Here is a 23,291-nt window from a genome sequence, read left to right as displayed (position 1 = left end):
GAGGCACTAGGATGCTCACGCAACAAACTATGAAGAGAATTGTAAGCGCTATTCTAACATTTGTTATGATGCTTACGCTTTTGAACCCTTTTGGGTTCTCTGCATCGACGGTTCATGCCGCATCGGGAGAGACGTTAAGCCTTTTTGAAGTCAAAGTCAGCAAGCCGGTAAATGCAGTGGTAGACGTTCCTAATGCAACCATCGGGATCTCGTTGCCCTATGGCGCTTCTTACCAAATGCTGAATGTAACGACGAATTCAGGCGTTACGCCAACCGTTTACAGAAGCGATGAAATAACAGCAATTTCATTCGCTACCAGTGGGATCAACGTAGGCGATGCCAAGCTGGATCAATTTTCGCCGAGTGGAGTATCCAGTTACTTTCTTATGCTAACGGATAAGAATGATAGCAGCAACAGTCGAAAATACACCATTACCGTAACTGTAGAGAAGGATCTGCCGACGTCAATAGCAAACTCTATGGGTCCTAATGACAAATATTCTCCTCTGAATATTAAAGCAGGCGAACAGGCATGGGACGTGCTAGGCGCTTCCAAAATGGGTTTTGGCAGCACGACAGGCTCGATTGAAGGGCCAGGGAAAGCCTCGTCTTACAGCGGGAAAGATTGGTTTGAATCGGTTTATGACCGTTCTGGAAACTACCCGGCGGCTCAGAGTGTTCCCGACTCCTGGCTGGGAGATAACATGTACCTGCAGACAATAGGCAAAACAGATTTGAATGCGCTTACGAAGTACGGGATTGAGGCTAGTGCTGGACTGGACAAGCTTAATACGGACATTTTGCGTTATCATGAATTTTTACCATTCAAAACGCCAGAAGGAGTAAGCCGAGACGATGGTGATCGGGGCGCAGTTAACAGCGACCGTCAGCGGCTCGAGATTAAGAGCAACACCAGCGCGTCGAATATCGATGCCAATAGTGTGGGTGGAGACATTATGACCCATCATTGGAAGCTGATGCTCCCTTCGGAAACGATCAAGTATCAGCTGGATGCCGCCGAGAAAGAAGCAGGTGACTTCATTGCTCCACGACGCTTCTTCCACATTTTTCAATTAAAGGCGATTGAAGGCGATGAGGCCGGTCAGCCGGTCACCACGCTTACACTTGTTTCTGTCAATGGTAAAGGCTACTTGGAATTCAGAAACAATCCAGATGGGCAAGAAGCGCACCGGATCAAGCCACTGTTTACGATTCCACTCGAAGAGGTCGCAGACCGTTGGCTGGATATGGAAGTGACGATTCTAAGCGCCGATAAGGGTTATGTTTACGGTAAACTTGTTGACGTAGCAACCAATACAGAGCTATGGAAAGGCGGCATGACGGCGGAAACTTTGAGACGCCCCGAGGTCTTGAACCCGGATACGGGTAAAAAAGAACGAGTCGACCTGCCTGCAGTCCCTGGACAACAGAATCGTTCTAAATGGGGATTGTACCGGGGGATGTACAACACTGTGAATGAATCGGTCTATGCCGATGAATTTCAGGCTGCAACGATGTATCTATCCGATATTTACTTAATCAAAAGGGATGCAAACACCTATGTATTCCCTGACGGATGGGATCCAAAAATCCAATCTAAAGATATTGTGGCATGGGACAGGCCTACGGTCGTTTCGGCGGCGCCAGGCACAGCATTCGAGAACTTGGGCTTGCCTGCGCAATTGGATGTTACCTTAAGCACAGGTAAGATCGAAAAGGTAAATGTCACGTGGAGCCCGGCGGGTTACAATCCCGATGGTACGGGGACTTACAAAATCAATGGGGAATTTACCGGAACCGGCATTACGAATACCAAGGACATCAAGCCTTATGTTGATGTCAACATTTCCGGGATTAAGAACTGGGCTGTCACCCCTGGTGCTGAAATTAAGGTCGTTTCACAAAGTGGAGGCACCAAAAATAACTTTATCGACGGCCAGTCGGATACGGCATGGCAAGCGAACAGTTCATTGACCAAAACAGAGGGATATCAATACTGGGCTGCCGTCAAACTGGAAAAAAGCATCGAGGTTAGCCAGATCCAGCTTGAATGGACCAGCAACAGCAAGTTCCTAAAAAATTACCAGCTGTACTATACGAATGATGCTGCGGCATATGACGAGCTGAAGGAAGGCACCTCCGTCTCGCCAACCTCATCGGCAACCAGGAAGCCGCTCTTAACAGAGCATGGGTCCTCTTGGATGATGATCCCTGGTGCAGGAAAAGCGACGGACTTGAGCAACAATGAGAAGGCCGATTTGACACTGAGCGAAAAGGTGGATGCTCAATATGTGCTGCTTGTTGCCGATCTCACACTTGATAACAGTGCCGGCTCAATTAAAAGCAATGTATTTAACATTATCGGTCAACCTTCTCGATCCATAACACAGCTGGAAGACCTGAAGGTGGACGGGATTAGCCTTACTGGTTTCTCACCAAGTCAAACCAGTTACTCCCAGGCTCTTGCAAGTAGCGCGAAAACACTGCCTAACGTGACGGGAGTCGCACCTGCCGGAATCGAAGTGAAAGTCGAATATCCGGCTGATTACCGATTGAGCCCTGTGAAGATTACAGCTTATGACCCTACAGGGAAACTCAAGGAAAAGGTATATATGATTACCTTTAGCACTACATCCCAGGATGTAATTGCGGTAAGCTCAATTCAACTCAAAAGCAGTCAAAACCTTGCTCTTGGCAAGAAAACACACCTACTGGCTGATGTCCTGCCAAAGGATGCGACTTATAAGACTGTAACCTGGGAATCGAGCAACCCAGCGGTAGTTACGGTCGATACCAACGGACTACTAACTGGGGTAAGCAAAGGCACAGCTGCGATCTCGGCTAAGATTGGAAGTTTAAGTCAATCCAGTACGGTTACCGTCATGGATGCAGCTGATATTCCTACGGCGTCCGGTTCAGTTAATCTGTTGGCACCATCGCGCTTCACACCGCAAGATGGCGTGAATCTCAAGGTAAGCTCTGAGCAACCTGAACATCCTGGATCAGACGCTCTCAAATCGGGCGGCACTGGGTACTGGCGGAACTCGAGCTCCAATGTATATAAGGAGAATTATGCGCCATCATCCTTGGCGTTAACCCTTGATTTGGGATCACCCAAGACAGTAGATAAGCTGTACCTTGAAATTCCAAATGCTATTGCGAATATTCAAAAAAATGCTAATCGATTCGAAGTCTACTACTCCAATGATCCTCATTCATGGGAAAGTAGCCCAATAGCTTCGGATATGGCTAGCAACTATGATTGGGAAGGCAACGGCTGGAAGCTGGCCGGAGGCACAGAAACCGAAGGTATGTGGTCCTATGTGACATACAACGGACAGCAGTGGGGCTTCGATACCAAATCGTTTGTATATCCGATCACAGCGCGGTATGTGATGATCAACACGGTATTGGTTGGTCCACGTGACCGCCGTACCGATGATAATCTTTCGGCTATGGGGTTATCCGGATTGGTCATTTACGGAAAAGATCCGTTATCCAATGTGACGACTCTTACACCTTCCAAAGCTGTCTATAGCACATGGGATCAAAGCGAACCGATCAGCACAACAGTTAGTCTCGTTAGCGGTCAGACGATGACGGGAATAACGAATGCTCAAGGCAAAGAGCTTGTTACAAGTACAGATTACAAAGTAACAGGTAATTTGGTTACGTTCCAGCCTTCGTATCTAGCTAAGCTGCCGCTGGGTACGAATGAATTCACTTTCCATCTGAGTAGCGGTACTCCGTCTATCTTTGCATTGGATGTGACAGCACGCGGTCTTGGAGAAAATAGTAAAACCATCAAGATGAATGCCATTGACGGCGTTTCTCCTTATAATGTGCTTGGCGGTGCGATGGGAACTGATGAACCCGTTGAAGGAGTTACCAAGCGGATTCGAGATGCGTATCACGAATATTATGGTGATCTTCCTGAAGCGACTCTAGCGGACAACCATGTTCAGAGCGTCTGGGACAGTACCCTTCAGAAGAATGTGTTCAAGGTCGTTGCCCAAGGCAGAGGCTTGAATACGGAATTCGAAGACAAAGTCCGTGATGGCGAATATGCACACAAAGGTGTTTTTGACTGGGACAAAGGTTATGTAGTCGGCGGTGCAGCCATCAACGATAGACAAAGAATTGAAATTCGTCCGAGCGAAGATTCAACCAAGGATTTTACAGCTTATAATGGCGATATCGTTTCCTATCAATGGCTGTGGAACATTCCGGATGGTAATCAGTGGAATCAGCCTAATTTCAGGCATATTTTCCAACTGAAAGCAACGAATGCCCAGGCAGCGGATACTTTAGCGGGAGGCAATAGTGCCGGTGAAAATGGAGCCTATATTCTCGCTATGTCGATTACTGGAAAAGACACTAGAGAGTTAATTGTCAATCATAACCGTTATGACGGCGATAAAACGCTACTGAGAATCCCGTTGAAAGAAATCGGCAGCCATTGGATTAAGGTTGAGCTTAACGCATTGATCTCCGATTCCGGCTGGTTAACGATCAAAATCACGGATACCGTTACTGGGAAAGTTTATACCTTTGACAGTCCGGATGTGTATCAAACATTTCCCAAACAAGGGGCAGGCGACGGTGTGAAGGACTTGTGGAGAAGACCGGAAAGAAGCATCAAGGTCGGAAGCGCTAATGTCAACTTCGAGACGGAGTACCCGGCAACTTTCGACCAATATTTGCGTCCGAAGTGGGGTATTTACCGCAATTCTAACGGTACCACCAACTCTGCATACGATGCTGAATTGCAACTTTCTGACATCACGATTACCAAAGTTGCAACTGGAGTATCTTCCACCAACTTGGCGCTGAATAAAAAAGCCTATAATGTTGGTTCGGCAGCAGGTGCTAACCCGCTCCAACTTGCATCCGCTAATGCCAATGCTTACGGTAATGCGAACAAACTGACAAGCGGTGTGCTGGAAGATCCGATGGTTTGGAATGTAAGCAACGTTACCAACTTAGACCAAATCGGAAATTACTCTTGGTTGGGTACGGATGGAGCTAGGAAGGGCAGTTTTGTCCTAGACCTTGGTCAGGCCATGGATTTCAGCCAAATCAGGCTATTTGCCAAGTCAAATAGGTTGAAAGGCGCAACCGTATCTGTATCTGATGATATAAGTAATCATTCATCGGCTGCTGATTGGGACGCCATGACTTTCAATCAAGTTAATCTCAAAACTGAAGAAGGCTATACCTATGCTACAGGCAATCTAAACGGAGGGGATGACACAACAGATGCATCCTATGCGTTAGATCTTGGCAAGACCTACCATTCCCGATATATCAAAGTTATGGTAGAGAACGCATCGGGCGGCAACGCTGGCACGGATTTAACGGGACCTCCTCGGCTAACGCAGGTTCAAGTCTTTAACGCTCCTACGCCACCACAGAATTTGAAAATAGGAACCAGCGGATCGGCTGCGGTTCTAAAGTGGGATTCCAATGTTCGGAGCGAAGGCTTCACGGTGTATAACGGGACAGCGGTAGTTGCCGAATTGCCGGCAGATGCGACTAGTTTTGCTTTACCGGCTAATTTGTCCGATACGTCCGCTATTTCTGTCAGGTCGAAGGGAACGGATCCGTATTCCCGCAAACTTATGATTTCGGCTCCGGCTAAACCGGAGACTTCGGATGTCAATCCTGTCCTTGTCAGCATAGTTCCTGAGAATATCGTGACCCAAGTAGGGACAGCGCCGGTCATGCCGACAGTTGTGAGTGCTGTATATAGTGACAGCTCGTCCAAAAAGATGCCTGTAGCATGGGATCTCATCGACCCTGCTCAATATGCGGCACCAGGAAACTTCACCGTTGAAGGAACAGTAACTGGCTCTGTGTATAAAGCTTTGGCTAACGTTGCCGTGACCACAGGAACGGTCACTTGGCCGGCTCAATCGCTTCTAACCGTTTCAGAAGTTGGAGAAACAACTGCCACCTTGCGATGGACTGCGGCGCAAGCTGTGAGAGGTGTGGGCGGATACAAGATATACAGTGTAACTGGCAGCACTTACTCTGAAATCGTTACGGTCGGCGATGTTCTTACTTATAAGCTCACTGGTCTGACTGCGGCTAGTAATTACACCTTCACAATTCAAGCATTAGACAAGGATGGTGTTAAGAGCGAGTACGGACCAGTAGCTAGCTTCCGGACAAACAATGAATCTCATGATTCTTCTGGTTCTGGATCGGTCTCAGGATCTGGTTCTGGTTCTGGTTCTGGCGCTGGATCGCCCGCAACACCAAATGAATCCAATACGAATCCAGGCACCATTGATCTTGAGAAAGACGCCAAAGTAACGAAAGAAACGGCTGCGGGTGGAGGTACGGTAACCAATGTCGCCGTAGATGCTAAAGCTTTGGAGAAAGCATTAGCCAGTCCAATTGTCCTCATAGACGTGAAGGGCAGCGACTCGGCTATTAAAGTGGAGCTATCAGGCAATGCCATTCTTGCAGCTGCGGATAAACAAAGTAAATTGGTTATTCAATCGAACGGGATTCGTTATGAATTACCTGTAACTTTGTTTGCGAATATTCAGAAGGATTCAACCGTTGTTGTTTCGTTTGCGAAAGTAGCCGGTAAAGCTGGAGACGATGTGAATGCTGCGGTGAATAACCTGAATGCGAAACAAGTGATTACGAATCCGATCGAATTTAAGATTACGGTTAACGGTTCAGAAATCACAGACTTCGGCGGAGCATATGTCGACCGTACCATTAACTTGGGCCAACTGACGATGAACCCTGTCACTCTGACCGCAGTCTGGGTAGACTCGAACAAAGAGCTTCATTTTGTTCCGGCTTTCTTTACAACAGTGGACGTTTCCACAGAAATAACGATCCGGTCGCCTCACAACAGCGTATATACCATCATACAATCGGAGAAGTTGTTCACTGATTTGCAAGGACATTGGGCTAAAACAGACATTGAATTGCTTGCAAGTAAACTGATTCTTAACGGTATGACCGATGAGCAATTTGCACCTGAGGCTAACGTGACGCGTGCCGAGTTTGCGGCCATGCTGGTTCGTTCATTTGGGTTAGTGGAAACCAAGAATAACGCGTTTCAAGATGTTCAATCCACCGATTGGTTTGCTGGAGCCGTAGGCTCGGCCTCAAAAGCTGGATTGATTGATGGCTATGAAGACGGTACCTTCCAACCTAACGCAATTATTACTCGCGAACAAATGGTTGCAATGGTGATGCGAGCTATGAAAGTCGGCGGTAAGGAAATTCAGGCCGATAGCTCGGTATTGAACAAGTTCACGGACGGTTCGGAAATCGGGGATTGGTCGAAAGCAGCCATTTCGCAAGCGTTGAAAGCCGGACTCATCCAAGGCATGTCGGACACGGTCTTCGCTTCGAAGGAGCCTGCTAATCGAGCACAAGCTGCCGTGATTCTGAAGCGTGTGCTGCAGTTCTTGCAATTTACCAACTAATGTTCTCATGATTGTCCTAACAAACAACCGCTCCCGGATCTCGGGGGCGGTTGTTTTGATTCTATTACATAAGATGTCCTTGATAGAAACGAATAGTTAACAAGTTAGAAACAACTGAACGAACGTTGGAAAGAACTATTTTCTACAATGAAAGCATGATGTTCAACATCATAAAAAAAATCAATCATTGAAGAGGAGTGTTTGGGACATGAAAAAAGTATTAATTCCTACCGCAGTTTTCGCATCACTAGCCATTGCATCAGCTACTGCCTTCGCGGCAGTAAATTCAACAGGTGACATTAGCCGTCAACCTGCAAAATCAGCAATTGTATCCGTTGCAGCCGTTACTAGCAACAGTGTTGGTACGGTCGAGTACGCGAAGAAAACGCTGTATAATCCTGATGGCAGTCTAGCAGCAGTCGATGAAACATGGGCAGATTCGGCAACTCATAACCAAAGATCAAATTATAAAGAGGCTGCAAAAGGTACGGATTCATTGAAAATAGTCGGTGGTACTTATGTGTTAGACAATGCCAATAGATTCCTAAAAGTTAGTACCAATGACGAGGGAAATCTTGTCGGCTTTGAACTGAAAGCCACAACGGCCGAACAGAATCAGAATTGGTCATCTCTTATAATCGCCGAGAAACAAGATTATATAAATGAATATAAAGAAGGCACGCGGAATAAAGGATGGACTGACGCAGGGAATGTGAAGACGGCTGATGGCCAAAATTTGAGAAAACTTACCAGGACCGATAAGTCGGATACATTTAACCAAACGTTCACGGAAAACGTCTTATTGAATGAGAACGGTTTGCCGGTACAAGGGGAGATTTATGAGATAGTGAATGACAAACCGAACTTATTGTATACCTATGATTATTCGTTCCAAAATGTTCCATATAGTGAAAGCTTGTTCGATGTAACAGGAATCCAAATACAGGCAATCAAATAGGTAAATAATTGATAATTTGATCAAGTTTTAAAAAAAAGAGGGGAAGTCACCCCTCTTTTTCCCATGATCTATGACAAAGTGAAGCATGTAAGAGGATAGGGGGAATCTAAATGGGTAGCAAAAAGATACTTATTATCGAGGACGAAGAGAATATCTCGGATATTCTATCGCATTACCTGAGAAATGATGGCTTTCAAACCAAGGTGGCTAATTGTGGCATTCAAGGGCTGCAGCTTGTACAAGAATATCTTCCTGATCTTGTATTGCTTGACTTGATGTTGCCAGATATCGACGGGTTTGAAGTGTGCAAGAAGATTACGGCTAGTTATTCAATACCGATCATCATGATTACTGCGAAATCAGATGATATTGACAAAATACTGGGGATGGAGCTTGGCGCGGACGACTACATTACGAAACCTTTCAATGTAAGGGAGGTCAGTGTGAGAATTAAAACCATATTCAGAAGGATCGATTTAATTTCTGTATCCGCAACCGCCCAAGATCATAAGTTGTTAAAAATCGGCAGTGAGATAGATATTTATAAAGAAAGACATGAAATCTATAAAAATGGTGAAAAACTTGAATTTACGAATAAAGAATATGAGTTATTGATCTATCTGGCGGAACACCGCGGGAGGGCGATTACTCGGGAAGAACTTCTGGATCAAGTCTGGGGATATGAATTTATGGGGGATGGCAGAACGGTTGACATCCATGTCCGAAGGGTTAGAAAAAAGCTGGGTGAAGATAAGCTCACCTCCATCATTGAGACTATTTTTGGCGTAGGATATAAACTTGTCTTTGAGAAGGTATAGGAATGAGATACTCTATTCAGTTAAAAGTATTGATTTATTTTTCGATGATTATATTCGCGGGTTTTTCTGTCCTCACTTACGCTGCTTATCATACGACGGAACAGAATACAAAAAGTGTAATTGAAGAGGATATGATCGAAATAAAGCGGAATCTCGATATTGCCTTGAACCAATATCTATTAATTAACAATATGGACCTGAGCGCAACCTCCATTCGCACAGAAGGAGAGAGCATATCCAAGCAGCTAACGAAACAAGTGGGAAATCCGGTTGATATCTATGATAGCAATGGTCAGAAATTATCTTATATCACAGCGCCGAATGCTGTCGTTGAAAACTCTGAGGATCTGGTCAAAGCAATGAAGGGGGAGATTTCGTTCACAACAAACTTTATAGGAGATAAAGTTATTGTGAGTTTATCCTATCCAATCCTGCCATCCAAAGCCGGTATTATTCGCTATTACAAAGACTATACCGAGTTATATACCTATAATCAGAAATTCAAGCATATGATGGGGCTTTTTGCCAGCTTGATTTTTGTTTGTATTTTTGTAACGTCCTACTTGCTGTCCAGGCGATTCACGAGGCCAATTATTAAGCTTGCAGAAGCATCCAAAGAGATTTCGAATGGGAATTTTCAAGTGGATATAGATGTGAAGTCGCAAGATGAAATTGGGTACTTAAGCGCCAACTTTAACATGATGGTTCATCAACTCAGCGAGCAAATAACGATCATAAGAGAGGATAGAGATATGCTCGAGGACATGCAGAAGCAAAATAAATCTTTCTTTGACAACGTAACGCATGAGTTGAAGACTCCTTTAACTACGATCACGGGATATGCCCAATCGATTGAGGATTTAGGGATAAAGGATGATGAGTTCACTAGAAAAGGACTTAGAAGCATAATCAACGAAAGCAATCGATTAAATAACATGGTGATTGAGCTTATTGAGTTATCCAAGGCTACGTCTAAAAAGGTAAACTACAATTTTGCTGAAATAAATGTAAGCGCGTTGATCCAAGAAACTTGTGATGAGATGATGATCAAAGGGAAAAAGTATAACATCACGATCGATGTTCACGCACCTACCAATGTCTATCTAAGAGCAGATAAGGATCGATTAAAAGAAGTAATGATAAACCTTATTGATAATTCTATTAAATATGGCAATGTAAATTCGACTATTCATATTCATGCCTATCAACGGCAAAGTGAAATCATCATAAAAGTAGAAGATCAGGGTGTTGGGATTCCTAAAGAATCCATTGAAAAAGTATTTGATCCATTTGTCAGATTGTCTAAAAAAACGTCAAGTGAATTAGGTAGTATGGGTCTTGGACTGGCTATTGTCAAAGAAATCGTTGAACGTCATGGCGGTACTACTGAGATTGTAAGCCGATTAAATCAAGGAACCGAGGTCATTCTACGATTCGGAAGTGAAGTTGTATGAAAACAACCAACGCATTAAGTAAAGTTAGAAGTTTAGCGATATGTTTTCTCACCCTCCTAGTATTTATTACGGGATTTTATCTGTTAAGTAATGCTACCTTCCGAAACAAAGATTCCTACTTAACCATATTGGATAAGGGATTGTTTCTATCACAATCATCGAATAAGGATGAACGGCCTTTTGCTGTAAGTAAAATCATTGAATTCAACCCTCCATTTCAGATAGAGGAATCTGCTCTGCTGAATTTAGATACATTGGCTTTCACAAGTTCAACTCCAGGGTCTAGTAATTTGGTGCAAACTGGTATTTACGACTTATCAAAAAAGGTTATAAGCACTAAGCTTGATCAACAAAATCAAGTTATGGATAGTCATATCAGCATTTCAAACGATGGTAAAAGGATCATGTCTTCTTATCAAAATAAAGAAGATGGATTAAGCGAAATTTTCATATATGATGCTGCAACCAATAAAAAAATAAATACTTATCATGATGTATTTGTGGCTGAATGGCTTCCAGATAACGTTCGATTCGTAGGGATGGACGACTACTTGTTTATTCAAGATATACAAAGTGGAAAAAGAGAAAATGTGTTGAAAATTTCAGATGTTGTTGGGACAGTTCCCCTAAATTTTTTGGAATTGAAGGTAATGAAAGATGGCCAGACGGTAGGCATCATGTACAATACGGTAGGCGTTATTAACGTAGTAAAGGTGGATTTAATTACTAGAAATCACGTGAAGCAAAGCTTAAATGGACAATTTTTTTATGCAAACCCAATAGATAATAAAACACTGGCTTTTGTAGCACGATTAAATAATCTATCTGCCCTGTATCGTTACGACATTACCAGTAATTCAATAGAACTTCTAATTGATTTAACAAATCAGAAACTATTTGCTATTAGCGTATCAGAGGATGGTAAGAAGATTGCTTACAGCGTTATGAATGCAAAGACAGGCGGCTTTGAAACCGAACTACATGCAGCCTACTTGGATCATAATCAAATACAGAGCAATGAGGTAATTTATAATGATTTAACTCATTTCATAGATGAACTAATTTGGACGAAAGACAACCAGATGCTGTATGCCATTCAACGGAATACGGAAGATACCACCATATTGCGGATTATTTTTAAAGACCAATAGATAATTTGCAACTATCGTGTAAGACTATGACATAAGTTGACATACTTAAGACCTATAATAGGATTAGATCAACGAAAGGAGTTAACGAGTCATGAACCGTAGAATCATATTAGATTTAGCCGTTACTTTAGATGGTTTTATTGAAGGGAATAATGGGGAAGTTGATTGGTGCGTGATGGACGCTGAGATGGGGTTCATATCTTTCCTAAATCAAATTGATACCATTCTATATGGAAGAAAAAGCTATGATTTATGGGGGCAATATACGCCTGATTCTGACAATGAAGAGACTGACAATGAACTTTGGGATCTAGTTCATAGTAAAGAGAAGTATGTGTTTTCAAGAACCCGAAGAGGGACGGATGATAAAGCCATATTCATTAATGATCATATTCTTGAAGAAGTAAATGAATTAAAGAGTAAACCAGGTAAAGACATTTGGCTATATGGTGGAGCCAGTCTTATTACAACTTTTATCCAATTAGGACTTGTTGATGAGTTTAGATTATCTGTGCACCCTGTTGTATTGGGAAAAGGAAAACCGTTGTTTACGGATATCAATCAGAGGTTGAATTTAAAAATGGTTAATACCCGAACGTTCTCCTCAGGGGTCGTACAACTAATCTACCATTTGAATAGGTAAAAAAGGAAAGAAGAACCAACCGGTTAACCGGTTGGTTCTTTATCGTACACACCTTGCAGTGAAGCCACATTTGATTTATTAACGAGCAAGAAGCTGAACATTATCTGCTGCGTTGAATACCGAGCGCTGTTTCCCTTCATAAATAACGGCGGACTGTGCTGGGATCGCATCGTTATCTACCTTCACTTCATGCTCCGAGAAGTTGGCAACGACCTTAATATCGTTGCCATACTGGGCGCTTTGAACAAGTCTATCGTCCGTCAACACTGTGAATTTGCTCATTTTTTGAGCGACAGCTTGTTGATGGAAGGGGGACCAAACCTTCAAATAGTTAAGGATACTGGCTTTCTCTTGCTCCCAAGTTGCACGGTTCAAATGATATAAAGATATCGTTATGAAGTTATCAATTATAAGCATTTGCTTGCTGAGACAATTGAAGCTTATCGAACACCCTACCATCAATGCGGCTTAGAGCTTGAAGCCAACATTCAACTTCCTACCGAAACATGGGTGATGGCTGATCGTTCAAAGCTGGAATCTGTTCTTCATAATTGGCTTACGAACGCAATGAAGTACACAAGTGGTGTAAGAGTTAACGTTACATCGGTAATCAAGGGGGATTCTGTATGTTTCGAGATTGCTAATTCAACGGATTTAGGCGAGGACATGCCTTGGGATCTTGTATGGGAACCGTTCTATGTCATGGAAAGCTCTCGGAGTAAGAGATTCAGCGGTACGGGTCTGGGCTTATCCATTTCAGGAACGATTCTACAAAAACATAAAGCACAATTCGGACTCGAGGTTAGGGATGGCGTCATCGCATTTTATTTTCAGATGCCATTATTTATAAAGGTAGAGAAATAAACTAATCCCCTCTTTTTTGATCGTGTAGTTCTTAAAAGGGGTTTCTTGTAAAAGCAACTCCAAATCTTTTACGGAGTAAGCACCTTGCTTAAGGAAAGTTTTAAATGCAAATTTGACAAAATGCTTGTCAAATCCTTTCATTCCTGTCTCGCTAATCTCATTGTTAATATCCTCAGGAGTCGCATTCTGATTCATGTCGATAATTAGGGACGTTCCACCTTCTTTGAGCACACGATGCATTTCACACAGCGCCTTTACGGGATCCTTGAAGTTCTTGAATGCAGCACTGCAGATTATAAAATCAAAAAAATGATCTTCGCATGGCAAATGATCTGCGTTACCTTCTTTAAAATCAACGGAAACATTTGCCTCATCTGCATTCTTGTTCGCAATCTTCACAAAGTCGGTGCTGATCTCGACCCCTGTAACGTTAAACCCTTTCTTAGCGAGCTCAATCGCCAAATAGCCAGGCCCAGGTGCAACTTCCAAAACGCTAGCAGGGTCGCTAACGATAGAGGCTACTTCATTCGCATATTTTTGCATTTGCGTCATGCGGCTTTTGCGAGAATTTTTATCGTACCATTTTGCCGTGAAGCCATATATGCCAACGTCCTTGTTTTTCCGCATACTTTTCATCATAAAAAGGTCTCCTTTAAAATGACATCGTTTTCTTCGGTAGCTTATGACTTCATTATAGGAGATCGGTCTGTACGTCTGAACCATCCGGCGGATGAAATGCATCTCCGTCTTCAGACGGAGCCGTCATCAAATGGAAAGTAACAAACGCCCACTTCCTACATAATATGTGGTAAACCAATGTCAGGAGAGGGGCTTTAACTTTGCAACACTATTTCTATAGACAGTGCCCTGCAGGTCATCATCTTCATACTCTTCAACCGGGTGATACGTTATATCACCTTGCGCAAATCTATCACATATCAGTGACAGTTATTCTCCAAGCAAACCCAGGAATCGATCCGTACAATCTTAGAGTTGGTCAGCAGTTGTGTATTCCGACTTATACGTCTCCATCAAACAACAACTTTATGGAAACGATGCAGGCCATGCAAAACGATATTAATATGTTAAAAGCAGAGAGCCAGGCTCAGCAAACGCATGAATCGAACTTCGCGGCATCTCAAAAAACAACACGTGTGGTGAAGGTCACGGCTCAGGAGTTGCAGTTTGACGCTGTTCCAGTGTCATTCCCTGGTAATTATACAGGGCATTATACGATGGGAAGCAGTTATCCGTACTATTTAGATGCAGCAATGGGAGGAAAGCGCGGCATAACGGCTAAAGATAATTTTGGCGTGTGGCATACGTTCGTATTTCAAGAAACAACCCCATAGAGGAACACAGGAGGATAACATAGCATACAAGAGGCTGTCCCGAAAGTCATTTAATGACCGAGGGACAGCCTTTTGTGTGACCTTGTGGGAGCGCCTCTTTAGATGAACGGGAAATACTACCGCTAAATCGTTCAATAACACAGTTACAGGCATGAATAAATGGAATTTCTCCCGCTAATTGATTTGGCACCATAAAAAAAGAAGCCATCCTGGTTAAGCATAGCTATGGCAAAAACATTTGGGATCTGCCTGGTGGAAAAGGGGAAGACAAGGAGTCCGCGGAGGAAACTGCCAGAAGAGAAGTTCTTGAATCAGTAGGGTTGGTTCTCGGAGTGGGGAAATTAACGGGCATATAATAATTAGGTGGAACCAATAATTAAGTAGGCGAATACCCTATCGTACAAAGAAGTGCAGAGGAGTATTCAAGATGATTCCCATGTATCCTTATTTCGGTTATGAAAAACGCTGCCATCTGCAGCCGTTAACTTTTCCGCCTCAACATCAAGACGTACAACCCGGATTAGAGTATTTAATGACGCCAACTCCGATTTCTGATAATCCCCATTACAAAGGTAGCGGCAAGTTAGCCGGCAAAGTTGCCATCATTACAGGAGGCGACAGTGGGATTGGCCGCGCGGTAGCAATCGGCTTTGCAAAAGAAGGTTCAGATGTAGTGATTGTTTACTTGTACGAGAAGGAAGATGCGATTGCAACTAAGCAGATGGTTGAGAATTATGGCGGTCGATGTCTGTTAATTGAATGCGATTTAAGGCAGCCATCAACTTCTAAAGCAGTGGTTATGCAGGCCTTAGAGCAATATGGAAGGCTGGATATATTAGTTTTGAATCAAGGTGTTCAATTTCCACAGGAAAGTATCTTGAATATTTCGGATGAACAATTGGAAGACACGTATCGTACAAATATATTTCCAATGTTTGATATGACGAAAGCTGCACTTCCCTACTTGCAACCAGGAAGTGCTATCATCTCCACCGCTTCTGTTACTGCTTATGCTGGGGCACCGTTGCTTGTCGATTACTCTTCGACCAAAGGCGCGATCGTATCCTTTACTAGATCGTTATCTCTTCAATTAGTGAGCAAAGGAATTCGAGTCAATGCTGTAGCTCCAGGTCCTATCTGGACACCGCTTATTGTATCTAGCTACTCAGCTGAGTATGTGAAAACATTTGGGATGGAAACTCCTATGAAGCGAGCTGGTCAGCCTTTTGAGCTTGCACCGACCTATATTTATTTGGCATCAGACGATTCATCGTATGTGACCGGTCAGGTTCTTCATGTTAATGGCGGGATTATGACTGAAACGTGATGTTTGAAAATTTATTATTAAAAGCCGCGGATATCGCGGCTTTTTGTTTTTTACGATTAAAACAATAACGGATGCAGGAAACGCTTTAATTTTAAGGAATTAATTGTAAAAGTGATTTTCGAAAGTGAAGGAGGGGCTAAACATGTCTGTAACAAATCATACATTCTGCGAGGACATTTTATCTAAGGTGAATATGAATTATCAAATGTATTTACCGCATGATTTAGGACTAAAACGTGAAACTAAATATCCATTAATCCTATTTTTGCATGGTGTTAAGAAACGTGGTGAAGATATTAGTTTGTTAAATAACTATGGTCTTACTTGGTTAGCAGATAAGCAAATAGACTTCCCATTTATTGTGGTTACTCCACAGTGTAAGGCAGACTCTACTTGGAGCCAAGAATACCACCTTGTCAAGGCACTTGTTGACGAAATCATTAAGATTTATCCAATTGACGCGGAGAGAGTATATTTAACTGGATTTAGTATGGGTGGAAACGGAACATGGGATTTTGCTTCAAGGTCACCTGAGTTTTTTTCAGCTATAGTGCCAATTTCGGGGTGGTTTGAACCGGATAAAGCTAATCATCTAAAGGATGTACCAATTTGGGCCTTTCATTGTGTGGACGATGATGTTGTTGGAGTATCAGGGACAGAAGATATGGTTAGTTCGGTCACAGATATAGGCGGAGACATCAGAGCGACATACTACTCAGAACTAGGTCACAGCCACAAAGTCATGGAAGAGACATATACCAATCAAGACTTATATACCTGGTTGTTAAGACACAAAAGAAAATGACCGTCAGATGATTCTAATTAACGGAGGCGCGGAATAATGACATTTTTCAATAAATCAATAGAGAGTGAACGTTTATTACTAAGAAAACTAACATTAAATGATGCGCTTGATATCTACGAGTATGCGTCGGATGTAGAAGTTTCTAAATTCACTACGTGGGAAAATCATGAAATTATTGATGATACATACACTTTTTTAAATATGGTTCTGCAGAAATATGAGAACGATCAGCCAAGTGACTGGGCGATAGTCCATAAGGATACTAACAAAGTAATTGGCACGTGTGGGTGGGTGTATTTGAATGAAGTACATCATCGTGCGGAGATCGGTTATGCCCTTTCTCGCAAATATTGGAATCAAGGATTTATAACAGATGCAGTGCGTATCATTCTGGCTTTTGGTTTTAATGAATTGCATTTAAATAGAATTGAAGCAAGATGTATGGCTGAAAATGTTGGTTCTGAGAGAGTCATGCAGAAGGTTGGCATGCACTACGAAGGCTTGATACGTGAGCAAATGTTTGTAAAAGGGAGATATGTTGATCTTAAAATATACGGCATCCTAAAAAGTGAAAGTTAACAGAGCTTCTTCGGAGAGTTCTCTTCTTAAATTACTAGATTGATTTCATTGCGAATAGGTTAATACTTGGGGACTACAAAATGAAAGTAATAGAAAGGTGGTTCCAAAATGAAGAAGATCGTACTTGAACAAGCTGCACAAGAATTTGTAGAAGCGACTGCTAATCCACCATTCCTCTTTGATTTAGGACCAGAAAAAGGCAGGAAAACGGTAGACGAGGTTCAAAATGGACCTGTAACCAAACAACCCGTAGATGTGGAGAACGTAACAATTCCGGGAGGACCCAACGGGGACATTTCGCTAACCATTCTTCGTCCTCAAAATAACTCGGGTTCATTACCGGTGATTCTCTACACCCATGGTGCGGGCTGGGTCTTCGGAAATGAACACACACATGACCGATTAATTCGCGAATTAGCGGTTGGGTCGCAATCCGCGGTTGTTTTTACTAACTACAGCCTATCACCAGAAGCAAGATATCCCGTTGCGATAGAGGAAGTATTCACTGCTCTACAATGGGTTGCTGAACATGGCCGAGCAAACGGATTAAACTCAAGCAACATAACTGTTGCAGGGGATAGTGTCGGCGGCAACATGAGTGCTGCTATAACATTAATGGCCAAAGAGCGCGGAGGCCCGCATATCCGCAAACAGTTGCTCTTTTATCCAGTAACTGACGCATCCTTTGAAACAGAATCCTATAAGGATTTTTCAACCGGATATTTCCTCCGCAAGGATGCTATGAAATGGTTCTGGGATCAGTACACAACTAACACTAGCGAAAGAGCAGAAATTACAGCTTCACCACTAAGAGCTTCGATCGAACAATTGAAAGGACTTCCAGAAGCTCTAGTGATTACTGCCGAAGCAGACGTGCTAAGGGATGAAGGAGAAGCTTATGCTAATAAATTAAGAGAAGCTGGAGTACGGGTAACTGCTGCACGCTTCCAAGGTACAATTCATGATTTCGTCATGCTCAATGACCTAGCGGATACAGGTGCAGCAAAAGGAGCTATGCTTCTGGCGAATTCTTGGCTTCGCGAATAACAGATTCCCAAAAAGTGAAAGCACAAAGGCAGCCGGTCATAAAGATTGGCTGTTTTTCTATGTTTGTGCACAGGAAACGGCAATTTTTAAACGAAATCATTACTTACATTTATATATTGTTTTTGAGAAGGAGGAAGTTGAATTGAATATAGAAGATATGTGTTTTGAAATAAAAGAAGCAGAAGAATCTCAGTTAGATCTCCTTATTACTCAGTTTTCACCAGGAAATCCTATGTTTCAACATAACCGATATGCAGTTCAAAAGATCGGTGAGGGATTGTACTTAATCGCTTGGAAGAATAAAACGCCCATAGGCCATTTCCTCCTACGATGGAGTGGTCCTAACGATGAGCCTGTAACAAAATTAGTGGATATTACCCATTCTGCTTTCTTAGAAGCAGGGTTAACTGTAACGGAATATCGGAGGCAGGGTGTAGCAACAGCCATTATCCAAGAAGCCGAACGATTAGCAATAAAGAAAGGTTGTATTAGCATGGGGTTAGAGGTGGGAAAAGATAATCCAGATGCCAAACGACTTTATGAAAAGTTGGGTTATGTTGATTGGGGGCAAGGGGAATTTACAATTAGTTGGGAGTACATGGACGAGAATCGAAATAAAGGAATTGGAACGGAAGTAGTGATTTATATGCAAAAAGATTTGAAGGAGATCCATACGTAATGAAATCTGACCGTATCAAACTTCCGCCGGGATTTTGGACAGGATTGCAACAGATGGGAATGAACCCACTCGATATAGCTCGTAAAGCACAGCTGCCACTTTCGATTATTACAGAACCAATTCCAGTCACCACTGCGCAATATTTCAAAGTCTGGCAGGCATACTCCGATCTCGTTGGTGACATTGCCACGGGGGTTATCAATCTTGTAACTGCCTTTGAAACGACACAGTACCCTCCGACTGTCTTAGCGACCTACCATGCTCGTGACTATCGCGACGCTCTTATGCGTATGGCTAGATACAAGCAACTGTGCCCTCCGGAAAGCTTGCAAATAACAGAAGCGGGTGAGAGTTGTACAATCGAGTTGGCGTGGATGAATAGTGAACAACCAGGTCCACCCGTGTTGGTTGGAACCACTTTGGCCTTTCTTATAGAGCTTGGGCGCAGGGGCACGAAGCAGCATATCCATGCACAGAGCGTGGAATTTTCTCATTCAATGGGTGATGTAAAAGCCCTTGAAGCTTATTTCGGATGCCCTATCCGGATGGGTAGAGCCAGTAATCGTTTGATACTTCATCGTAGAGATCTGGATCGACCCTTTATTTCGTATAACAAAGAATTGCTGGAGATCTTGAGTCCCGTATTGGATCAATCATTGGATGAACAGCGCGGTCGTACGATCTCTGAGATGGTTAAATGGATCTTGAAGCGCAGCCTAACAAGTGGACGCCTCGATATACGTACAGCGGCGAGTGAGTTGGGAATGAGCGATCGTACGCTGCAACGCCGTCTCACTGACGAAGGGACAACTTTCACAAATTTGCTGACACAAGCTCGGCATGAACAGTCACGAGAATACTTAGCAGACGATAAACTCGATATCAAGGAGGTGGCTTTTCTAGTTGGCTTTGAAGACCAGAATTCGTTTTACCGGGCCTTTCGCACTTGGGAAGGCAGTACGCCTTCAAATTGGCGGTCGAACTATGTAAAGACACAGTCGACTTCATAGCATTTTGAATCTAGCCACTTTCTTAAGTTTCATGATTTGGCGCGTTAAACTAGAAATATGGCGTTGTATGCTAGTTACCAATCGATGCTGACAAAGTAATATTATCTCTATCCGGAGCACTAGGATTTCCAAGAGTACTTCGAATCAGCTTGCTACGAACGACATCAAAGGAGACGAAATGAATGGATATGGGATTAAGGAACAAGACAGCTCTAGTAACAGGATCAACGAAAGGGATAGGAAAAGCAATTGCCATAGAACTTGCAAGAGAAGGTGTCAATGTCCTTGTTAATGGACGGAATCATGAAGAGGTAGATCGAACCGTACAGGAATTGAAGTCGGAGTTTTCGGATACCTCCCCTCAGAGTGCTACAGCTGATATTGTGGATAAGCAGCAAAGAGAAGCTTTATTTGCCAAATATCCATCTATCGATATACTGGTTAACAATATGGGCATTTATGAAATTATGTCCTATGAGGATGTTGAAGATGAGGTTTGGGAGAAATATTTTCGCACGAATGTACTTGCCGCTAATGGTTTATCCAAATATTATTTGCCGAAAATGTTGAAAAATAAGTATGGACGAATCATCTTTATAGCAAGTGAAGAAGCGATTATGCCTTCAGGTCTAATGCCGCAATACGCCATGACCAAATCGATGTTATTATCACTGTCCAAAAGTTTATCTAAACTTACGATAGGAACGGAAGTTACATCCAATACGATCATGCCAGGTCCAACGCTTTCCGAAAATGTGTATCAAATCATTGAAAGTTTATTTCCCGAGAATATGGCATTTAGTGAAAAAGAGAAAAAGTTTATGGCAGCCAACCTGCCTCACTCCGAAATACAGCGATTTATTCAGCCTTTTGAAATAGGCAGACTTGCTGCATTCGTATGCAGTCCTTATGCGTCCGCGTTTAAAGGAGCTCCAATACGGATGGATGGGGGTATGGTGCCGACCATCTTTTGATACCTACAGAAGGAAACCATTCCCGTATTTTGCTCATCGTATTATTCTATTTACGTGGGCGAATGCTCATCTTAGGAGATAATGAGGGGGGCACTTTGTATGATTACACTCAGAAAAATCACACTTGAAAACCGGCGTTCCATATTTACGACTAATGATTGATAAACGATACCAGAACCGGGGGTATGGCCGGGAAGCCATGGAAAGCTGCGGGTTCCGCGACAATGGGGAAGTTTTCAACAGTGAGTCAATTACTGTATTATCACTCTAATTTGCGTATACCCTTAAATGGATTAGGGAATTATAACTTGTAAAACGAAAGATTCAGTGTTATGAGGTAATCAAATGCTTTTCATTGCTATGGCAATAATAATAATACTTGCAGCATGGCGTTGGGGAGACTGGCGAAATTGGCAAAAATACCATGCTACGATACTGTATTTCTTGCTTGGAGACATATTCTATTTGTTGCTTACCTATCATTATCCGCTATGGCAGCATCAGCCAAAACCGCCAATTCATAGTTATATCGGTACCGAGATGTGCTGTTTGGTATGTTTCGCAGCCACAACACTGATATTTCTAGGTAAATATCCTAAAGGAATTGCGAAGTCAACTTTATGGATTGGATTATGGGTGGTCATTTACTCTTTTATTGAGGTCATTTACTTGCTCACAGGAGCGATTATACATTTTAACGGTTGGACGATGCTTTATTCCGTTCTCTTCAATATCATCACCTTTCCTTTGCTTCGGTTACATTATTGCCGACCATTAGTTGCGTACGCGATTACTATACCAATTGTTATAGCATTATTATTTATATTTAAAGTTCCAATTCGATGAATCAAGGAAAATGGTGTTTTCATCTAGACGACTTTCATTTTTCTAAGTATAATAAAAGGGAATTTCTGGTACGCGTAACTGGCGAAACGTAGAGGACTACGGGGGAGCGCGTATGACGTACAGCCGATCGCCTGGGCAGAGCGTTTGATCCAATGGGTCAGATGCTCTTTTTATTTTCTAGGGAGATGATGACGATGAAGAGGGCAAGGAATGTCGGAGTTCTGTTGTATAAAAGGGTAGATACGTTGGATTTTACCGGTCCTCATGATGTGTTTGGAGTCGCTGGGTACTTGGGTAGCGAATTTCAGGTCTTTACAGTTGCCGAAAAAGAAATCCCTGTGACAACCGTTAGCGGCATCACGATCACGCCACGGTATAGCTTTGATGACTGCCCAGCGATTGACATTCTCATCGTGCCCGGAGGGTTGGGAGCCCGTACAGAAATAACCAACTCAAGACTGATCACCTGGATTCGCGAGGTGGCGAGTCAAGCCTCAATTGTGCTTTCGGTATGTACCGGAGCGCTGTTGCTGGCGAAAGCTGATTTGTTGAAGGGGCTTCGAGTGACAACGAACCGGAAAGCATACGACCTTTTACGGGGCATGGTGTCACCAGATACAAAAGTTGTTGAGAATGTCCGGTATGTCGATAATGGCAAAATTGTCATGTCCGGCGGTGTAACAACAGGGTTCGACGCTGCCTTACATGTTGTGGCGCGGATGTCTAGCGAAGCATTGGCGCTGGAAACGGCTGCGCTTTTAGAATACATTTGGCATGGTAGGTTGGACATACGAAGAGCGATGTTGGAAGATGGAGAAGCGGTGCGTAATCTATTGGTCAGTGCGGCACGGTGGATTGAGCGGACCCAGGGTATTGTGCAGTGGCGCGAAGAAAGGTTTACACAGGCCTATGTGTCCGAACTGATCGAGCAGAATGAGTTATTTGTGGCGCATATGGAGGGTGTGCCTGTCGGCTGCCTATCCGTTCATTGGAAGGATGAAGAGATTTGGGGGGAACGGTTCCACGAAGATGCTGGGTATGTACATCGACTTGCCGTTTCCCGGGACTACCCTGGTATGGGAATAGGTACACGGCTACTCAATTGGGCAGAGGGTTATGCCAGAGAACAAGGCAAATCCTGGCTGCGTCTAGATTGCATGGCTGGCAACGCGGCGCTCAATCGCTATTACATCCGTGAAGGATTCACGTTTTGTGGTCGCTATGAAGCTCAAGGCTGGGCCGCAAGCTTGTACGAACGACGTATTTAAAGTGCGCTACAATTGTTTGAGCATGTAAAATGCCATTGCTAGAAGAAAACTTCTATCAA

General features: G+C 43.2%; 20 protein-coding genes and 1 riboswitch. Of the genes, 18 read left to right on the top strand and 2 right to left on the bottom strand.

Annotated features, from left to right (window positions below):
* Positions 1-11 precede the first annotated feature (11 nt).
* The 6 genes from AC58VC_RS07840 to AC58VC_RS07815 all read left to right on the top strand — a co-directional run bounded on the left by AC58VC_RS07840 (position 12) and on the right by AC58VC_RS07815 (position 12,481).
* A complete protein-coding gene (locus AC58VC_RS07840) occupies positions 12-7,457 on the top strand; it encodes an S-layer homology domain-containing protein (protein WP_497368279.1) in 7,446 nt (2,481 codons plus the stop codon).
* 208 nt (positions 7,458-7,665) lie between these two features.
* Entirely contained in the window at positions 7,666-8,415 is a 750-nt protein-coding gene (locus AC58VC_RS07835; protein ID WP_497368278.1) for a hypothetical protein, read from the top strand.
* Between the two features lie 110 nt (positions 8,416-8,525).
* Positions 8,526-9,233 carry a response regulator transcription factor gene (locus AC58VC_RS07830; protein WP_497368277.1) on the top strand — a complete coding sequence of 236 codons (708 nt, stop codon included), beginning with the start codon at positions 8,526-8,528 and terminating at the stop codon, positions 9,231-9,233.
* Positions 9,234-9,235: 2 nt separating this feature from the next.
* Positions 9,236-10,687 (top strand): sensor histidine kinase, encoded by a 1,452-nt coding sequence (locus AC58VC_RS07825; protein ID WP_497368276.1) that lies wholly within the window; start codon positions 9,236-9,238, stop codon positions 10,685-10,687.
* Positions 10,684-11,838, top strand: a complete 1,155-nt coding sequence (locus AC58VC_RS07820; RefSeq protein WP_497368275.1) for a TolB-like translocation protein — start codon at positions 10,684-10,686, stop codon at positions 11,836-11,838. Before AC58VC_RS07825 ends, AC58VC_RS07820 begins: the two co-directional genes overlap by 4 nt.
* Before the next feature lie 91 nt (positions 11,839-11,929).
* Complete coding sequence (locus AC58VC_RS07815; RefSeq protein ID WP_497368274.1) at positions 11,930-12,481, top strand: dihydrofolate reductase family protein; 552 nt, start codon at positions 11,930-11,932, stop codon at positions 12,479-12,481.
* A gap of 78 nt (positions 12,482-12,559) precedes the next feature.
* Here AC58VC_RS07815 and AC58VC_RS07810 read toward each other — a convergent pair whose 3' ends face one another.
* Complete coding sequence (locus AC58VC_RS07810) at positions 12,560-12,898, bottom strand: glycoside hydrolase (RefSeq protein ID WP_497368273.1); 339 nt, start codon at positions 12,896-12,898, stop codon at positions 12,560-12,562.
* Between AC58VC_RS07810 and AC58VC_RS07805 the strand changes: the two genes are divergently transcribed.
* Positions 12,899-13,345, top strand: coding sequence for an ATP-binding protein (locus AC58VC_RS07805; RefSeq protein WP_497368272.1), 447 nt, complete (start codon positions 12,899-12,901; stop codon positions 13,343-13,345).
* On the opposite strand, the gene AC58VC_RS07800 is transcribed toward AC58VC_RS07805, so the two are convergent.
* Positions 13,322-13,984: a class I SAM-dependent methyltransferase gene (locus AC58VC_RS07800; protein ID WP_497368271.1), complete on the bottom strand. Its 663-nt coding sequence runs from the start codon at positions 13,982-13,984 to the stop codon at positions 13,322-13,324. The genes AC58VC_RS07805 and AC58VC_RS07800 overlap by 24 nt on opposite strands.
* Positions 13,985-14,184: 200 nt before the next feature.
* On the opposite strand from AC58VC_RS07800, the gene AC58VC_RS07795 reads away from it, so the two are divergent.
* The 11 genes from AC58VC_RS07795 to AC58VC_RS07745 all read left to right on the top strand — a co-directional run bounded on the left by AC58VC_RS07795 (position 14,185) and on the right by AC58VC_RS07745 (position 23,232).
* Positions 14,185-14,697: a LysM peptidoglycan-binding domain-containing protein gene (locus AC58VC_RS07795; RefSeq protein WP_497368270.1), complete on the top strand. Its 513-nt coding sequence runs from the start codon at positions 14,185-14,187 to the stop codon at positions 14,695-14,697.
* 191 nt (positions 14,698-14,888) lie between these two features.
* On the top strand, positions 14,889-15,053 hold the full coding sequence (locus AC58VC_RS07790; RefSeq protein ID WP_497368991.1) for an NUDIX hydrolase: 165 nt from the start codon (positions 14,889-14,891) through the stop codon (positions 15,051-15,053).
* A 71-nt stretch (positions 15,054-15,124) separates the two neighbouring features.
* Positions 15,125-16,024 carry an SDR family oxidoreductase gene (locus tag AC58VC_RS07785; RefSeq protein WP_497368269.1) on the top strand — a complete coding sequence of 300 codons (900 nt, stop codon included), beginning with the start codon at positions 15,125-15,127 and terminating at the stop codon, positions 16,022-16,024.
* A gap of 142 nt (positions 16,025-16,166) precedes the next feature.
* Positions 16,167-16,829 carry a carboxylesterase family protein gene (locus tag AC58VC_RS07780; RefSeq protein ID WP_497368268.1) on the top strand — a complete coding sequence of 221 codons (663 nt, stop codon included), beginning with the start codon at positions 16,167-16,169 and terminating at the stop codon, positions 16,827-16,829.
* 36 nt (positions 16,830-16,865) lie between these two features.
* Positions 16,866-17,408 (top strand): GNAT family N-acetyltransferase, encoded by a 543-nt coding sequence (locus AC58VC_RS07775; RefSeq protein ID WP_497368267.1) that lies wholly within the window; start codon positions 16,866-16,868, stop codon positions 17,406-17,408.
* 108 nt (positions 17,409-17,516) lie between these two features.
* Complete coding sequence (locus AC58VC_RS07770) at positions 17,517-18,455, top strand: alpha/beta hydrolase (protein ID WP_497368266.1); 939 nt, start codon at positions 17,517-17,519, stop codon at positions 18,453-18,455.
* A 142-nt stretch (positions 18,456-18,597) separates the two neighbouring features.
* Positions 18,598-19,134: a GNAT family N-acetyltransferase gene (locus AC58VC_RS07765; RefSeq protein WP_497368265.1), complete on the top strand. Its 537-nt coding sequence runs from the start codon at positions 18,598-18,600 to the stop codon at positions 19,132-19,134.
* Positions 19,134-20,144 (top strand): AraC family transcriptional regulator, encoded by a 1,011-nt coding sequence (locus AC58VC_RS07760; protein WP_497368264.1) that lies wholly within the window; start codon positions 19,134-19,136, stop codon positions 20,142-20,144. The genes AC58VC_RS07765 and AC58VC_RS07760 overlap by 1 nt, the downstream gene beginning before the upstream one ends.
* 182 nt (positions 20,145-20,326) lie before the next feature.
* A complete protein-coding gene (locus tag AC58VC_RS07755; RefSeq protein ID WP_497368263.1) occupies positions 20,327-21,118 on the top strand; it encodes an SDR family NAD(P)-dependent oxidoreductase in 792 nt (263 codons plus the stop codon).
* Between the two features lie 345 nt (positions 21,119-21,463).
* Positions 21,464-21,964 carry a CBO0543 family protein gene (locus tag AC58VC_RS07750; protein ID WP_497368262.1) on the top strand — a complete coding sequence of 167 codons (501 nt, stop codon included), beginning with the start codon at positions 21,464-21,466 and terminating at the stop codon, positions 21,962-21,964.
* 64 nt (positions 21,965-22,028) lie between these two features.
* A riboswitch (ZMP/ZTP riboswitch) is annotated at positions 22,029-22,108 on the top strand.
* Positions 22,109-22,158: 50 nt separating this feature from the next.
* On the top strand, positions 22,159-23,232 hold the full coding sequence (locus AC58VC_RS07745) for a GNAT family N-acetyltransferase (RefSeq protein WP_497368261.1): 1,074 nt from the start codon (positions 22,159-22,161) through the stop codon (positions 23,230-23,232).
* Positions 23,233-23,291: the final 59 nt, after the last annotated feature.

The organism is Paenibacillus sp. J22R67 (assembly GCF_059692175.1).
Note: the sequence above shows the minus strand (reverse complement) of the source record. Positions and strands in the feature narration are given on the sequence as shown.

Coding starts and splice junctions, on each gene's coding strand:
- AC58VC_RS07770 (WP_497368266.1), top strand. CDS start 17,517: ATGAAGAAGATCGTACTTGAACAAGCTGCACAAGAATTTGTAGAAGCG.
- AC58VC_RS07775 (WP_497368267.1), top strand. CDS start 16,866: ATGACATTTTTCAATAAATCAATAGAGAGTGAACGTTTATTACTAAGA.
- AC58VC_RS07820 (WP_497368275.1), top strand. CDS start 10,684: ATGAAAACAACCAACGCATTAAGTAAAGTTAGAAGTTTAGCGATATGT.
- AC58VC_RS07835 (WP_497368278.1), top strand. CDS start 7,666: ATGAAAAAAGTATTAATTCCTACCGCAGTTTTCGCATCACTAGCCATT.
- AC58VC_RS07760 (WP_497368264.1), top strand. CDS start 19,134: ATGAAATCTGACCGTATCAAACTTCCGCCGGGATTTTGGACAGGATTG.
- AC58VC_RS07810 (WP_497368273.1), bottom strand. CDS start 12,898: ATGCTTATAATTGATAACTTCATAACGATATCTTTATATCATTTGAAC.
- AC58VC_RS07745 (WP_497368261.1), top strand. CDS start 22,159: ATGAAGAGGGCAAGGAATGTCGGAGTTCTGTTGTATAAAAGGGTAGAT.
- AC58VC_RS07800 (WP_497368271.1), bottom strand. CDS start 13,984: ATGATGAAAAGTATGCGGAAAAACAAGGACGTTGGCATATATGGCTTC.
- AC58VC_RS07825 (WP_497368276.1), top strand. CDS start 9,236: ATGAGATACTCTATTCAGTTAAAAGTATTGATTTATTTTTCGATGATT.
- AC58VC_RS07750 (WP_497368262.1), top strand. CDS start 21,464: ATGCTTTTCATTGCTATGGCAATAATAATAATACTTGCAGCATGGCGT.
- AC58VC_RS07815 (WP_497368274.1), top strand. CDS start 11,930: ATGAACCGTAGAATCATATTAGATTTAGCCGTTACTTTAGATGGTTTT.
- AC58VC_RS07755 (WP_497368263.1), top strand. CDS start 20,327: ATGGATATGGGATTAAGGAACAAGACAGCTCTAGTAACAGGATCAACG.
- AC58VC_RS07785 (WP_497368269.1), top strand. CDS start 15,125: ATGATTCCCATGTATCCTTATTTCGGTTATGAAAAACGCTGCCATCTG.
- AC58VC_RS07780 (WP_497368268.1), top strand. CDS start 16,167: ATGTCTGTAACAAATCATACATTCTGCGAGGACATTTTATCTAAGGTG.
- AC58VC_RS07830 (WP_497368277.1), top strand. CDS start 8,526: ATGGGTAGCAAAAAGATACTTATTATCGAGGACGAAGAGAATATCTCG.
- AC58VC_RS07840 (WP_497368279.1), top strand. CDS start 12: ATGCTCACGCAACAAACTATGAAGAGAATTGTAAGCGCTATTCTAACA.